This is a genomic window from Streptosporangium sp. NPDC004631, from assembly GCF_053601935.1.
Map to the genome: position 1 here is coordinate 51,715 of NZ_JBSGCR010000017.1, position 14,110 is coordinate 65,824.

Sequence of the window (14,110 nt, forward strand, 5' to 3'; positions counted from 1 at the left end):
CAGAGCGCTGTCCTAGGCAATGGTAGTGCGCCATACCGAAGGCGGTTACGCACTACTTTCAGATGACCCATCCCATCTGGCCGTGCGCATGTCGGCGCGGGTACCCCTCAGGGGCGTGCCCTCCGCCTTCCAACCTGCGAGAGCGCGCGCCTCGTGACCTCCGGGAGGGGTTCCGTCCGCGTGCACGACCCGCCACCAGGGCACCGCGCCGCCCCAGGTGGACATCACCCGGCCGACCTGGCGCGGGCCTCCCTCTCCGAGGTACTCGGCGATGTCGCCGTAGGACATCACCTTGCCGGACGGGATGCGTTCGACGAGGTCGAGAACCCGGTCGGCGTAGGCGCCCGGCCTGCCTAGTGGCTCCATACGGTGGGCCCGGCCGCGAGAATCTCGTCGAGTCTGCCGAACTCGTAGGCCGCCGAGCCGTTCACCTGCTCGACGAGGCCGTCGCGGATCTCGTAGGACTCACCGTCCTCACCCACCAGGCGCGCGCCCAGCAGGGCGGAGACCCGCGCGAGCTGGGCCACCTGCCAGTCGGATCCGGGCGCGCCGGACAGCGCGCCGTTCCAGGCCGCGATGGCCAGAACCCGGTCACCGTGGCGGGCCAGGACCTCGCCCGTCTCCTGCGAACCGCGGAACTCGAACCCCGCCCGCCCCAGCACGGTCGCGAGCTCCGCGAAGGCGAGAGGCGCCGGGCGCTCCACGCGCAACTCGTACCCCATGGTGCGCGACCCTAGCGAACCTTCGGCGGTCGCCAGGCCGTGAAGACCGACATCGGGCCGAACGCATCCGAACAGTGTCCAAAACGCGTTCGAATCGAATTCAATCCGGCCCGTATCGGTGGTGGCGGGCCGTCCCCGCGGCCGTATCCGCAGCGGGCGGGACGGCCTGCTCCGAGCGGCGGGTGAGCACCACCACGGCCCCGGCGAACACGAGCAGGCCGAGGGTCAGGCCGGTGCCGTACAGCCAGAGCCGGAAGGGGTCGGGACCGGGGCGGGCCGGTTCCGGGGGCAGGGGGCCCCGGCCGAAGTGACCGCCGTCGGCCGGCGGGACCCGCGCCGCGCCGCGCGTCAGCTCCCCCGCCTTGGCGAGCGCCGCACCGGCGTCGACCACCCCGAACCCGATGTGGTCGTCGTATCCGGCGATGGGGGCCGAGGTGGCGGTGGAGGCGAGCGCCTGCGCGACCATGTGCGGCGGAATATCCGGATATTTCGCTTTTATCAGCGCGACTACTCCGGCCACCAGCGCCGCCGCCGAACTGGTCCCGTCCGACGAGCCGTACTTCCCGCCCGGAGCCACCACCGGCACGCCCATACCCGGCGCCGAGACCAGGACCGACAGGTTGTCGCTGCTGAACGTGGCCGGCGCGCCCGCCGAGTCGACCGCGCCCACCCCGATGACCCCCGAGTAGCCCGCGGGGAAGTTCCAGAAGGAGGTGGCGTGCTCGCGGGCGTACTCCGAGTCGCCGTCGTTGCCGACGGCCGCCACCAGCACCACCCCCCGGGAGAGCGCGTAGGAGACCGCCTCGCGCTCGGCCCTGTGCGGCCGGTAGGCGCCCAGCGACATGCTGATGACCTTGGCGCCGTGCGCGGCGGCGTAGCGGATCGCACGGGCCAGCGGGCTGTCGTTGCGGGCGCGCAGATCCTCCTCCGGCGGGATGAAGTCGCCCTCCGGCACCTCGGCCGGGACCAGCGGCAGCGACAGGATCCGGGCCTCGGGCGCGGTCCCGAGCAGGCCTCCGCTCCCCTTGCCCGCCCCGGCGATGAGCGAGGCCATGGCGGTGCCGTGCGGGCCGGGCTCGGGCCTGCTCCGGCCGAGCTCCACCGAGCTCATGTCGGGACCGAGGACGATCCGGCCGCGCAACTCGGCGACGTGGTCGTCCACCCCGCCGTCCACCAGGGCCACGGTCACCCCCGCCCCCCTGGTGACCCGCCACGCCTGCTCGACGTTCAGCTTCTCCAGCACCCAGCGCTGGTCCTGGCGGACGTCGGCGGCGCCCACCGGCCCGGCGGCCGCCAGGCAGAACGCGGTCAGGGCGCCCGCCGTCCGGAACCGCCGCCGCCTCAGCACACGTTTCCCCGGGTGCACTGGGGCACGGCGCTGGGTTCGTCGCCCAGGGCGTGGGCGATGCGCCCGGTGATCGCCTGCGCGGTCGGCCACAGCTCGCTGTGCAGGATCTCCTCGGGCGGGACCGACTCGCGGGTACGGCCGTCGGCGTAACCGGCCGTGGAGAAGACGACGTAGGGACCGACCGCGACCCAGGCGTTGCGCTGCCGCTGGGCGGCGCCGAACAGGGCGGCGGCCGTGCCGGGGAACGCCACGGGGCGCACCCCTACCCGGTCGTCAACCGGCAGCTGCGCGGTCACCGTGGTCCGCAGCTCCTCGTCGCCGAGCACGGCGACGCCCACGGTGAAGACGAAGGTGGACGTCTGGTCGACGTAGGTGGCGCGGAGCAGCGTGTGGCAGCCGTGCTCGGTGAGCAGCGAACCCACCGGGCCGTCCAGGCCGGACCCGCAGGAGGTCTCCGGGGCGAGCCCGACCCGGCGGGCGTACTGCTGGGCCCGGCCGAGGCCGACGTACTGCAGCTCGACGGGGAAGAGCAGGTCGGCGGACCAGGTGTGCCAGCGCCCGGCGATGTCGTCCCGGATGTAGCGGGCCTGTTCGGCGGCGGTCAGCGGCCGGGGCCTGGTCTCGCGGAACAGCCCGGCCACGCCGATCAGCACGTTGCTCGCGGCGACCGCCAGGATGGTGCCCATCAGGATCAGGAAGATCGTCCGAAACCGGATCCCCTGCTCCAGCGTCACCTGCCCGGCGCGCTCCACCGCCGGCCGGTCGCGGCCCGCGGCAGGCCAGGCGCGGACCCGGGTCCGTCCGCCGGACGCCCCGGGCGGGACGGTCCGCCGGGGGCGCGGCGTGGGCCGTTCCGGCTCCTGGGACCGCCCGGACTTCGACATGGTTCGATGCTACGTCGCGACGTTCCGCCCCCCTGTCGCCGGAGTGTGTTTACGCGTCGCCCTCCGCTCCGGTGGACCGCGCCCGGCCGACGGAGACGGCGATCATCACCAGGGATCCGAATGCGCCGAGCAGGGCGACCGCGGCCAGCCCGCCGTACAGGGTGATCCTGTGCCGATCGCGGTGGATCACCTGAATCGGTCCGGCCGGACGGCCCATCGGGCGGGTGGGGTCGTGACTGTCCCTCCCCCGGGCGACGAGGGTGTGCCGGGAGATCCTGGCCGCCTCGGCGAGCGACCGGGGGGCGTTGACGACGCCGAATCCCATGCTCGTGTCGTAGCCCCCTCTGGGCCGCCTGGTCGCCCCCGCGGCGAGCGCCTGCACGACCAGCGCGGGCGACATTTTCGGATATTTCGCTTTAATAAGAGCGGCGACACCGGAGACCAGCGCGGTCGCCTGGGAGGTCCCGCGCCCGACCCAGTACTCGTCGCCGGGGCCGGCGCCGAGGATGTCCACCCCGGGCGCGGCCACCAGGACCGAGGGGTTCCAGTTGGAGAACGAGGCCCTGCGCAGCCGCCGGTCCGCCGCGGCGACCGAGACCACTCCGGGGAAGGCCGCCGGGTAGGAGTAGGGGGCGTAGCCGGTGGAGTCGAGCTTGCCCGCGCCCCCGTTCCCGGCGGCCGCGACGAGCACGACCCCCTTGGAGATCGCGTAGCGGATCGCCGACCGCTCCTCCCTGGTCGCCAGCTCCTTGGAGATCGACATGTTGATCACGTCGGCGCCGTGGTCGACGGCGTATCTGATGCCCCTGGCCACCACGTTCTCGAACCGCTCGGCGGTGTTGAACTCCCGGAACCCCGGCTCCTCGTCCTCCAGGATCACCCGCACCGACAGCACCTTCGCCCTCGGCGCGACACCGATCACCCCGCTGGCCCCGCCGGGACCGTGCCCGTGCCCCGCGATGAGCGAGGCCATGTAGGTGCCGTGCAGCCTCAGCGGCGCCACCCCCCGCGGGTTGGCCCCCGCGGTGAAGTCCCTGCCCTCGACGACCGAGCCCGCCAGGTCGCGGTGGTCGGGGTCCACCCCCGAGTCCAGCACCGCCACCGTCACGTCCCGGCCCTCGGAGATCCGCCAGGCGTCGGGGAGGTCCAGGGTCCGCAGCACCTGCCCCTGGCTGCCGCGCACATCGTCGGCGTGCGCGGCCGGGGTCGCGGGGGCGAGCCACAGCGTGGCCAGGGCCAGCACGCCGGCCGCGCCCGCCCGCCCGCTCAGCACAGCCACTCCCGCGTACCGCAGTCGGGCCGCGCGGGCGTCGACAGGCCGGCGAGGACCCGGTCGGCGATGTCACCGGCGAAGGCGAACACGGTCGGGCGCTGCTCCCCCACCGCCTTGGCCGGACGACCGTCGACCTGGCCGACCGTGGCCATCACCAGGTACGGCCCCGCCTGCCGCACCAGGCCGCTCTGCCGTCCCGCCGAGGTGAACCGGTCGGTGACCGTGCCCCGGAAGGCCAGCGCCAGCAGGCCGGGGGTGGGGCGGCCGTTTCTGGAGAGCGCCACCTTGGCCGCCGCGGCGCCCTCCTCCCCGGCGAACGCGGCGACGCCGACGGTGACGACGACGCCCTGGAGCGCGTCGAGGTAGGTGGCGCGGAGCACGCCCCGGCAGCCCGCCTGCCGCAGCGTCCTCCGCAGGGCGGCGTCCACGGCCCTGTCACAGCGCGTCTCCGGCGAGATGCCCACGCGACGGGCCTTCTCCCGGCCCCCCTGCTCGGCCGCGTAGGCGACGGTCTCGGGGAAGACGCGACCGGCGGGCCAGGAGAGCCAGCGTCCGGCGATCTCGACGGCGGCGGCCCGCTCCAGCTCCATCGGGTTCGGGCCGCGGGTGAGCTCCGCTCCGGCTGTGCTGGACGCCACCCCGGCCGTGGCGGCGCAGATCAGCGTCATCGCCGACGCCGCGACCAGCGCCGGCCAGACAAGCCGCCGCTGACCTGGGACTTCATTCACATCCTCGACCTTAATGCGGCCAGGGGGATCGCATCCGGCCGATCCCCAAATAACGGACGCCCCGCGGAGCGTCGAGGCTCGGCGGGGCGTCGGCCGTGTAAAACCGTACAGGGAGACCGGTCAGTAGGCGGGCAGGCTCGGATCGACCGTCTTGATCCAGCTCAGCACGCCGCCGCCCACGTGGACCGCGTCGGAGAAACCGGCGTTCTTGACGATCGCCAGCACCTCGGCGGACCGGGCGCCCGACTTGCAGTGCAGGATGATGCGCCTGTCCTGCGGGAGCCCCTCCAGCGCCGAGCCGTTGAGGAACTCACCCTTGGGGATGAGCACGGCGCCGGGGATGGAGACGATCTCGTACTCGTTCGGCTCGCGGACGTCGATCAGGTAGACGTCCTCGCCGGAGTCCTGGAGGGACTTGAGCTCGGCCGCGCTGATCGTGGAGCCGGAGGCGGCCTCCTGGGCCTCCTGCGAGACCGCGCCGCAGAACGCCTCGTAGTCGTCCAGCAGCCGGGTGACCGTCGGGTTCTTGCCGCAGAGCACGCACTCGGGGTCCTTGCGGACCTTGACCGAGCGGTACGTCATCTCCAGGGCGTCGTAGATCATCAGACGGCCGACCAGCGGCTCGCCGATGCCGGCGAGAAGCTTGATCGCCTCGTTGACCTGGATGGAGCCGATCGACGCGCACAGCACGCCGAGCACGCCGCCCTCGGCGCAGGACGGGACCATGCCGGGGGGCGGGGGCTCGGGGTAGAGGCAGCGGTAGCAGGGGCCGTGCTCGGCCCAGAACACGCTGGCCTGGCCGTCGAAGCGATAGATCGAGCCCCAGACGTACGGCTTGCCGAGCAGCACGGCCGCGTCGTTCACCATGTAGCGGGTGGCGAAGTTGTCGGTGCCGTCCACGATCAGGTCGTAACCGGAGAAGATCTCCATCACGTTGTCGGTGGTGAGCGCCACGTTGTGGACGACCATGTCGACCAGCGGGTTGATCTCCCTGACGCTGTCCGCGGCGCTCTCGGCCTTCAGCCGGCCGATGTCGGACTGGCCGTGGATGACCTGGCGCTGCAGGTTGGACTCGTCGACGACGTCGAAGTCGATGACGCCGAGCGTGCCCACGCCCGCGGCGGCGAGGTACAGCAGGGTGGGAGAGCCGAGGCCGCCGGCGCCCACACAGAGCACCTTGGCGTTCTTCAGGCGCTTCTGCCCGGCCATGCCCACGTCGGGGATGATCAGGTGGCGCGAGTAGCGGCGCACCTCGTCGACGGTCAGCTCGGCTGCCGGCTCTACCAGCGGTGGCAACGACACAGTTCTGCTCCCGTTTCAGGGGGTCTTGACAGTACGGCCAACACAGCACGCACCACTCACAACCTAGTGTGGTGTCCCGGTCATTCCCCAATCGAGGTGAGGGTGGTCTCGCGGATCAGGCGGCGGGCCTCGCGGGCGACCCTTTCCGGCAGCTCCATCTGCGCCACGTGCCCGGCGTCGGGGAGCAGCACCAGCCTCACGTGCGGGAACGTCCGCCCGGCCCTGGCCGCCATCCGCGGGTTGACCAGCCGGTCGTGGCGGCCGTGGATCACCAGGGTGGGCGCGGCCACCAGGGCCGCCTGCCGCCACAGGTTCTCCGTCCCGCGTCTGAAGTACTCGGCCACGATGCCCCGCGCCGAGTTGATCAACGCGATTCCCGCGTAGGGCAGGCCGTCCCTGCGGCGCAGCTCCTCGATCGCCTCCCTGAGCCGTTCCGGGTGGAGCCGTCCCAGGTCGGCGTAACACATGCCGAGCGTGAGGTTGAGCCGCCGCTCGGCGGGGACGGCCCGCAGCCGGCCCGCGGCCCACTCGCCCAGCCCCGGCACGGTGGACAGGGCCACCCGTGCCGGGCCGTACCTGGGGAACAGGTCGGGCAGCGCCGGGGAGATGAGGGTGAGCGAGCGGACCAGGTCGGGCCTGGTCGCGGCGAGCCGCACCGCGACCGCCCCGCCCAGGGAGTTGCCGAACAGGTGCACGGGACTGTCCGAGACCCGTTCGATCAGCGCGGTGACGGTCCGGGCGTGGGCGCCGACGGAGTAGTCGCCGCCGGGCGGTTCCGGGGAGTACCCGGCGCCCGGCAGGTCCAGCGCGTGGCCGGTGACCACGTCGGACAGCTCGCCCATCAGGTCGGTCCAGTTGGTCGCCGAGCCGGCCAGGCCGTGCACGTAGACGGCGGTCTCGGCGGGCCCGCGCGGGGTCGACCTGAGGTGAACACGCTGCTCCCCAAGGCCGACCAGCCTTCCGGGCCAGTGCGGAATCGGCTCGGCAACCACGCTTCCTCCCTCGCTCACCTGCTGTTTCGACGATAGCCCCCCACCCCGGAGCAAGGGAACAAAAGCGACATTAAAGACTTATCGCATCAAAACAATTAATAAGAGTCCAACGCCGTCAATAAAGAGATAAGGAGATAGTAAAAGCCGCCGATCCCTGTTTGCTGCCCGACATGCGAGGAAATCAAGACTGCGAAGGATGACCCATTAACGGCCATCCGGGGCATTTTCCAACCATTCCGGAAAATGTCGAGAGCGGGGCAACCGATCCTTTCAAGGAGGAAACGCAATGCCCAAGTTCAAGAGTGTCCTGGCGGGGCTCGCAATCAGCACGGCGCTGTCGGGCGGAGTCGTCGCCCTGGGCGCAGTGACCACGGCGACCAGCGCCAGCGCCGGCGCTGTCACCACCACCGTCGCGTCCTTCCAGAGCAACTGGGGCTGGGCCAGCTGTGGCTGCAACCGGGGCTGGGGCCGCTGCTGTGGCCACCGCTGGGGCCGCTGCTGCCACCGGCGCTGCAGCCACCGTAGGCTCATCGTCGTCAACACCAACAACGTCGGCGCCGGTGGCGGCGGTGGCGGCGGTGGCGGCGCTTCCAGGGCCAGGAACTTCAACGACAACGACAACGAGAGGGAGCGGGAGCGGGAGCAGCCGCGCTAGACGCTCCGGCGGTCTCCCGAAACCGCTGACCGTCGAACCGGGGCGGGCTCCGAGGTGAGCCCGGCGCACGGTCGCACCACCTGACCACGCGCAACCGGATTCGCGGTCGCGACAAGCTCCCGGCCCATGGCGGAGGGGCACGGCGCCCGCGTTCGCCGGAATCATGGTCCTCCCCGGAGGACGATGATCACACGGCGGACGCGGGCGACTGGGAGCCAATCTCCAAACTTCGCTTTCCGGTCCGGCGTGGAATGAAATTATCCGCGCAATTCCGGGTGAGGGCTCCGGGGATTTTCATAATCCCCGGAGCCCTTGTCATGCGGGAATCGCCTTTCCTCTCCGGGAGTTCACGCCGGACGGCGCGCCTTTCCCCTTTCGACGGCCCCGTCCGCCGCCGAACTCCCGGTGGCCTTGTCCGCCGCCGAACCGCCGCCCCCCTCGGGCGCGGCGGCTCCGGAGGCCCCTCTCCCGGGCGGAGCCGCGTCCCCGCGCCCCCTGCCGCCCTTGGCCGCCTCGACACCGGCCTGGAGCGCGGCCATCAGGTCGGCCGTCGGTCCCCGCTCAGGCGGCGGACCCGTGGAGACGACCTCCCGGCCGGCGACCTTCGCCTCGATGACCTCCTGGAGCGCCTCCCGGTAGGCGTCCCGGTACAGCGAGGGGTCGAAGTCGGCGGCCATGCTCTCGATCAGCGCCCCCGCCATCATCAGCTCCCGGGGCCCGACCTCGGTCTCCTCCTCCAGGAACGCGAAGTCCGCGGGGCGCACCTCGTCGGGCCAGAGCATGGTCTCCAGCACGAAGACCCCCTCCCTGACCCGCAGCGTCGCGAGCGACTCGCGCCGCCGCAGCGCGACCCTGACGATCGCCACCCGCCCGGAGCGTTCGAGCGCGTCGCGCAGCAGCGCATACGGCCCCGCCCCCACCGGCTCCGGCTCAAGGTAGTAGGACCTGTCAAACAGAATGGGGTCGATCTGGTCGGCCGGGCTGAACTGGAGCACCTCGATCCGGTGCGAGGTGGCCGACGGCAGGTCCTCGAAGTCGCCGCCGTCGAGCACCACCGTCTCCCCCTCGGAGAGCTCATACCCCCTGGCCACGTCGGCGTAGGGCACCTCCTCCTCGCAGACCGAGCAGAACCGGCGGAGCCTGATGCGGCCCGCGTCCTCCCGGTGCACCAGGTGGAAGGCGACGTCGCGCCGCCCGGTCGCGGCGTACAGCCTGACCGGGATCGTGACCAGCCCGAACGAGACCGTGCCGTTCCAGATACTCCGCATGGCGTCTCCCCGGATTGGAGCCTCCACTCAAGTTTCGCACGCGCGTTCGGAGACATCACCGGGTGGAGGCGAACACTCACCAACAGGGCAGGGAGGCGCATGGGGGATCCGATGCCCTGTCTTTCTCGGCGGGCGGCGTCCGAGGCCGTACGCTGGGCGATGTCCGAATATTCGCAGACGGGTGCGCCCGATGTTCACCGGCAGGCGGCGCGGGCGGCGGAACACGACGAGGAGGGCGAATGGCGGAGATGGGTGCTCGTAACGAGGACATCGACGAGGAGGAGCCCGAGAACCTCCCCCCGGAAATCCCCGAGGAGATCGACATCGAGGCGCCCGAGGCCGACGCGGCCGAGCAGTATCGTCTGCTGCGCGAGGAGGGCTCCGAATGGCCCGACCACATCCCGCCGGACGCCGACCCCGCGGACGCGACCGAGCAGAACCGCGCCATCGACCTTGACGAGGACGATTATCGCTGACTCGAATTACCCACGCGTAGGATGATGCGAGACAGCATGAACACCCGCGAGGAGAGTGCCGTGACCACTACCCCGGACGCCAAGCCCCGGGGCACCCGGCTGCCCCGGCCGGCCCGTCGCCGCCAGCTGTTAAGCGCGGCGCAGGAGGTGTTCGTGGAGAACGGCTACCACGCGGCCGCGATGGACGAGATCGCCGAGCGCGCCGGGGTCAGCAAGCCGGTCCTCTACCAGCACTTCCCCGGTAAGCAGGAGCTCTACCTGGCCCTGCTCGACCTGCACATGGACGACATGATCGCCCGCTGCCGCGACGCCCTCGCCTCCACCACGGACAACAAGCAGCGTGTGCAGGCCGTGATCGGCGCCTTCTTCGACTTCGTCTCCGGCCAGGGCGAGGCGTTCCGCCTGGTCTTCGAGTCCGACCTGCGCAACGTCGCCCTGGTCCGTCAGCGCATCGAGCGCAATCTCCGCGAGAGCGCCGAGATGATCAGTCAGGTCATCCAGGAGGACACCGGCTGCTCCAGCGACGAGGCCCGGCTGCTCGGCGTCGGCCTGGTCGGCATGGCCGAGGTCAGCGCCCGATACTGGATCAGCGGCAACGGCTCCATTCCCAAGGACGCCGCCACCCAGCTCATAGCCCGCCTGTCCTGGCGCGGCATCTCCGGCTTTCCCCGGACCGCCGATCACTGATCGGGTGTTCGCTTGACGCGATCAAACGGCGCGTCGCGTCCCCGGCGGGGCGACCATGGGACGAGCAACCCCCGTCGAAAGGGAACGGCATGGAAATCAAGATCGGCGTGCGTTCGGTCCACCGCGAGCTCGTGGTGGAGACGGACCTCTCGGCGGAGCAGGTGGAGGACGAGCTCGGCAAGGCCCTCGCCGCCGACCGGGGGATCTTCTCCATCACCGACGGCAAGGGCCGCCGGATCCTTGTCCCGATCACCTCGCTCGGTTTCATCGAGATCGGCGAGGAGGAGGCGCGTCCCGTCGGTTTCGGCGGAACTCTCTAGGACCCCCGGGGGCCGCCGATCCTCACCACACGGCCCCCTCCCGGATCCCGCGCGGCCCGTGCCAGGTCGTCGTTCCCCCCGGCCACGGCGCGGTCCGTGCTCCGGCCGCTCCCGGCTCGGCGGCCACCGCCTCACCGGCCGCCGGGACACTCCTGTCGTCCGCCGAACCCGCAGCCACACGGGCGCCGGGTCCGGCGGACGTGATGCCCTCCGGCGGCGATGGCCGGGCAGTCCGCACTCCCCCTGCGCAGCACGGGGCGCGAGGCCCACGGATTCGGTCCACATCTCGTCAAGGAACTGCCGTAGCGGCGCGAGGCCCTCATGTCTCGCACGGTACAACCGTTTGACGCCCCCACGCGCGGGTCTCGGGATGTTTCGGCCTCGCGCGGCCCCGCGGGCCCTGTCCGGCGGCCGGGGCCGCCAGCCCCTCTCCCCGCGCCCGAAGCCCGTCACGGACGGTCCACGGGGTCTGTGGAGCCCCGTGGAGCCCCGTGGGAGGCTCTAGGGGCCGGGGGTCAGCCCGAGCGCGGCCATCCGCCTGCCGTGCGCCTCGGTGAGCCGGGCGAACATCCGGGTGACGTCCTCTCCGGCCGCCTCCACCAGCAGCTTGGCCAGCTCCGGCCTGGCCTCGATGACGTGCTGTCCCTGGCTGAGCGCCTCCCCGACCATCCGCCTGGCCCACAGGGCCAGGCGCCCGGCCTGCCGGGGGTCCTCCCGGATGGCCGCGCCGACCCGCTCCACCGCGAACTGCGAGCGTCCCTCGTCCGCGAGCACCTCCTCGACCAGTTCGCGTGTCCCGGCGTCCACGTAGGCGGCCGCCTCCCGGTAGAAGTCGAGCGCGATCCCCGTCCCCACATAGGCTTTGACCAGGGCCTCCAGCCAGTCTCCCGGCACGGTCTGGGTGTGCCAGTCGTCCAGGGGCCCGACGAACGGCGCCATCGCCTCCTCCGGATCGACCCCGATCGAGGTGATCCGGTCGTGCAGCAGGCGGAAGTGGGCGTACTCGGTCGCGGCCAGGTCGCCGAGCGCGGCTCGGTCGGTCAGTGTCGGGGCGTACCGCGTGGCGTCCTCGGCGAGCCGGAGGAACGCCGTCAGCTCGGCGTAGGCGAGCACACCGAGCAGGTCGGCGACGCCGGGAGGGGAATCACTCATGCAGGCAGCCTATGAGTTGAGGCGCCTAACGATTCAGCTGGAATACGAAGAAATCGGTTCCGCGTTGTGGTATCGAGTACACTGCTCTGTGAAAGTGCGACCGCACTGTGTTAGTCCGGGGGATCTGCTCCCGGATGCCCCCAAAAGTCGGCATGACGCCGCAGCGGTCGCTGATGGCATTGAGAGGGCTGGCCCTTCCGCGAGGACCCGGCACGGGGAACTTTTTTCAGCCCGTGGTCCCGGCAGGACTGCCTTCAACGGAGAATTAGGCAGGCCAAGCTGACGACGTTCCGAGACCTCGGAGTCACACCAGAGATCGCCGATGCCCTTGAGACAGAGGGCATCACCGCACCCTTCCCCATCCAGGAGATGGCACTTCCACTGGCCCTTGACGGCCAGGACATCATCGGCCAGGCACGCACCGGCACCGGCAAGACCTACGCCTTCGGCGTGGCGATGCTCCAGCGTGTCGGCAAGCCCAGGAAGAACCGCAAGAAGCCCCGCGGGTTGGTCGTCGTACCCACCCGTGAGCTGGCCGTACAGGTCACCGAGGACCTCGTGACGGCCGCCGGCAAGCTCGGCTCCCGGATTCTCACCGTGTACGGCGGGCGTGCCTACGAACCCCAGATCGAAGCGCTCAAACAGGGCGTCGACGTGATCGTCGGCACCCCGGGGCGCCTGCTCGACCTGGTCAAGCAGAAGCATCTCGACCTGGGCCAGATCGACGTCCTCGTCCTCGACGAGGCCGACCGCATGCTCGACCTGGGCTTCCTGCCCGACATCGAGCGCATCATCAAACTCATCCCGGACGAGCGGCAGACGATGCTGTTCTCCGCGACCCTGCCGGGCGAGATCGTCGCCCTGTCCCGGCGTTACCTCAACCGCCCGACCCACGTGCGGGCCGAGAACAACGACGCCGAGGCCGAGGCGACCCCGCAGACGACCCAGTTCGTCTGGCGCGTGCACCGGATGGACAAGATCGAGATCGTGGGCCGCCTGCTCCAGTGCGAGGGGCGCGGGCTCACAATGATCTTCTGTGAGACCAAGCGCGCCTGCGACATGGTCGTCGAGCAGCTCAAGGAACGCGGCTTCGCCGCCGCGGCCGTCCACGGAGACCTCGGTCAGGGCCAGCGCGAGCAGGCTCTGCGCGCCTTCCGCAACGGCAAGATCGACGTTCTGGTCGCGACGGACGTCGCGGCACGCGGCATCGACGTCGACGACGTCACCCACGTCGTCAACTACGACTGCCCGCAGGACGAGAAGGCCTACGTGCACCGGATCGGCCGCACCGGCCGGGCGGGCAAGACCGGGGTGGCGGTGACCTTCGTGGAGTGGGAGGACCTCACCCGCTGGAAGGTCATCAACAACGCCCTCTCGCTCGACTTCGCCGAACCGCTGGAGACCTACTCGACCTCTCCGCACGTCTTCGCCGACCTGGGCATCCCCGAGGGCACCAAGGGCGTGCTGCCGAGGGCCAACCGGTCCCGGGCGGGCCTGGCCGCCGAGGAGGTCGAGGACCTCGGCGAGACCGGCCGGATCCGCTCGCGCGGCCCCCGCAAGGGCCACGGCGAGGAGCGGGAGGAGCGCCGTGAGCGCCCCGCCCGCACCCCGAGGGAACGGCGCCGCACCCGCGGCGGCCGGACCGGCGCGGAGACCCCGGCACCGGCCGAGGGGATCCAGACCCCGATCGTGGAGCTCTCCGAGCTGGAGGTGGGCGTGACACCGCTCAGGGACACCGGTGAGGACCGGCCCGCCGAGACCGCGCCCCGCCGGAGCCGGTCCCGGAGGTCGGAACCGACCCCCGAGGTGAACCTCCTCGAAGAGACGGGGACCCCGGTCCGCGGCGAGCCCGTGGCCGAGGAGATCGACAGGCCGCGCCGCAGGCGTGAGCCGATGACAGAGGCGCCACGCTGGAAGGGGGAACCGGTGACGGATGACTGGGAGAAGACGGATGACTGGGAGAACGAGCCCGCCGCCGAGGCGCCCGCGCCTCAGCCCCGGTCGCAGCCGGAGAAGATCATCCCGCCCAGCCCGTTCGCGGTGATCTTCCAGTCCCCCGATCTGGCGACCGAGGACGACGAGATCGCCCCGTCGGCCGCCTCCGAGCGGGCGCAGAGTCGCCGCCGCCCGCCGGTGAGGGGCCAGCAGCGGGGTCCCCGCCGCCCGAGCTAGCCCGTACCATGAGAAAACCGAGCTAGCCGCACCATGAGAAAAGGGGCGCGACCGTGATGGTGGCGCCCCTTTTTCGCGCCCGGAGACGCACGTCTTCAGACGCACGGAGCCACGTCAACAAGAGAGGTATC

At 71.3% G+C, this 14,110-nt stretch carries 15 protein-coding genes; 5 read left to right on the top strand and 10 right to left on the bottom strand.

Annotation, left to right across the window (positions count from 1 at the left end):
* Positions 1-45: 45 nt before the first annotated feature.
* From ACWEF2_RS18725 to ACWEF2_RS18760, 8 genes are all read right to left on the bottom strand, one after another.
* Positions 46-366 (bottom strand): MGMT family protein, encoded by a 321-nt coding sequence (locus tag ACWEF2_RS18725; protein ID WP_453816748.1) that lies wholly within the window; start codon positions 364-366, stop codon positions 46-48.
* Complete coding sequence (locus tag ACWEF2_RS18730; RefSeq protein ID WP_453816750.1) at positions 354-722, bottom strand: hypothetical protein; 369 nt, start codon at positions 720-722, stop codon at positions 354-356. The genes ACWEF2_RS18725 and ACWEF2_RS18730 overlap by 13 nt, the downstream gene beginning before the upstream one ends.
* A gap of 100 nt (positions 723-822) precedes the next feature.
* Positions 823-2,070: a S8 family serine peptidase gene (locus tag ACWEF2_RS18735; protein ID WP_453816752.1), complete on the bottom strand. Its 1,248-nt coding sequence runs from the start codon at positions 2,068-2,070 to the stop codon at positions 823-825.
* Positions 2,064-2,954 carry a hypothetical protein gene (locus ACWEF2_RS18740; RefSeq protein ID WP_453816754.1) on the bottom strand — a complete coding sequence of 297 codons (891 nt, stop codon included), beginning with the start codon at positions 2,952-2,954 and terminating at the stop codon, positions 2,064-2,066. The genes ACWEF2_RS18735 and ACWEF2_RS18740 overlap by 7 nt, the downstream gene beginning before the upstream one ends.
* 49 nt (positions 2,955-3,003) lie before the next feature.
* Complete coding sequence (locus tag ACWEF2_RS18745; protein WP_453816756.1) at positions 3,004-4,227, bottom strand: S8 family serine peptidase; 1,224 nt, start codon at positions 4,225-4,227, stop codon at positions 3,004-3,006.
* The gene (locus tag ACWEF2_RS18750; RefSeq protein ID WP_453816758.1) at positions 4,221-4,955 is read right to left on the bottom strand and encodes a hypothetical protein; all 735 of its coding nucleotides are present in this window, start codon (positions 4,953-4,955) and stop codon (positions 4,221-4,223) included. The genes ACWEF2_RS18745 and ACWEF2_RS18750 overlap by 7 nt, the downstream gene beginning before the upstream one ends.
* 120 nt (positions 4,956-5,075) lie before the next feature.
* Complete coding sequence (gene moeZ, locus ACWEF2_RS18755; protein ID WP_355598297.1) at positions 5,076-6,257, bottom strand: adenylyltransferase/sulfurtransferase MoeZ; 1,182 nt, start codon at positions 6,255-6,257, stop codon at positions 5,076-5,078.
* A gap of 80 nt (positions 6,258-6,337) precedes the next feature.
* On the bottom strand, positions 6,338-7,249 hold the full coding sequence (locus ACWEF2_RS18760; protein ID WP_453816760.1) for an alpha/beta fold hydrolase: 912 nt from the start codon (positions 7,247-7,249) through the stop codon (positions 6,338-6,340).
* Positions 7,250-7,535: 286 nt separating this feature from the next.
* Between ACWEF2_RS18760 and ACWEF2_RS18765 the strand changes: the two genes are divergently transcribed.
* On the top strand, positions 7,536-7,904 hold the full coding sequence (locus tag ACWEF2_RS18765; RefSeq protein ID WP_453816762.1) for a hypothetical protein: 369 nt from the start codon (positions 7,536-7,538) through the stop codon (positions 7,902-7,904).
* Positions 7,905-8,251: 347 nt separating this feature from the next.
* Here the strand turns inward: ACWEF2_RS18765 and ku are convergent, their stop codons facing one another.
* Positions 8,252-9,172: a non-homologous end joining protein Ku gene (gene ku, locus ACWEF2_RS18770; RefSeq protein WP_453816763.1), complete on the bottom strand. Its 921-nt coding sequence runs from the start codon at positions 9,170-9,172 to the stop codon at positions 8,252-8,254.
* A 239-nt stretch (positions 9,173-9,411) separates the two neighbouring features.
* Here ku and ACWEF2_RS18775 point away from each other — a divergent pair, with 239 nt between their 5' ends.
* From ACWEF2_RS18775 to ACWEF2_RS18785, 3 genes are all read left to right on the top strand, one after another.
* Positions 9,412-9,648 (top strand): hypothetical protein, encoded by a 237-nt coding sequence (locus ACWEF2_RS18775; protein ID WP_453816765.1) that lies wholly within the window; start codon positions 9,412-9,414, stop codon positions 9,646-9,648.
* Positions 9,649-9,708: 60 nt separating this feature from the next.
* Complete coding sequence (locus ACWEF2_RS18780; protein WP_453816767.1) at positions 9,709-10,335, top strand: TetR/AcrR family transcriptional regulator; 627 nt, start codon at positions 9,709-9,711, stop codon at positions 10,333-10,335.
* A gap of 89 nt (positions 10,336-10,424) precedes the next feature.
* Entirely contained in the window at positions 10,425-10,655 is a 231-nt protein-coding gene (locus ACWEF2_RS18785) for a DUF3107 domain-containing protein (protein ID WP_355598287.1), read from the top strand.
* A gap of 501 nt (positions 10,656-11,156) precedes the next feature.
* Here ACWEF2_RS18785 and ACWEF2_RS18790 read toward each other — a convergent pair.
* Positions 11,157-11,807 carry a ferritin-like fold-containing protein gene (locus ACWEF2_RS18790; protein WP_453816769.1) on the bottom strand — a complete coding sequence of 217 codons (651 nt, stop codon included), beginning with the start codon at positions 11,805-11,807 and terminating at the stop codon, positions 11,157-11,159.
* Between the two features lie 369 nt (positions 11,808-12,176).
* On the opposite strand from ACWEF2_RS18790, the gene ACWEF2_RS18795 reads away from it, so the two are divergent.
* Positions 12,177-13,979, top strand: coding sequence for a DEAD/DEAH box helicase (locus tag ACWEF2_RS18795; RefSeq protein WP_453816771.1), 1,803 nt, complete (start codon positions 12,177-12,179; stop codon positions 13,977-13,979).
* Positions 13,980-14,110 lie beyond the last annotated feature (131 nt).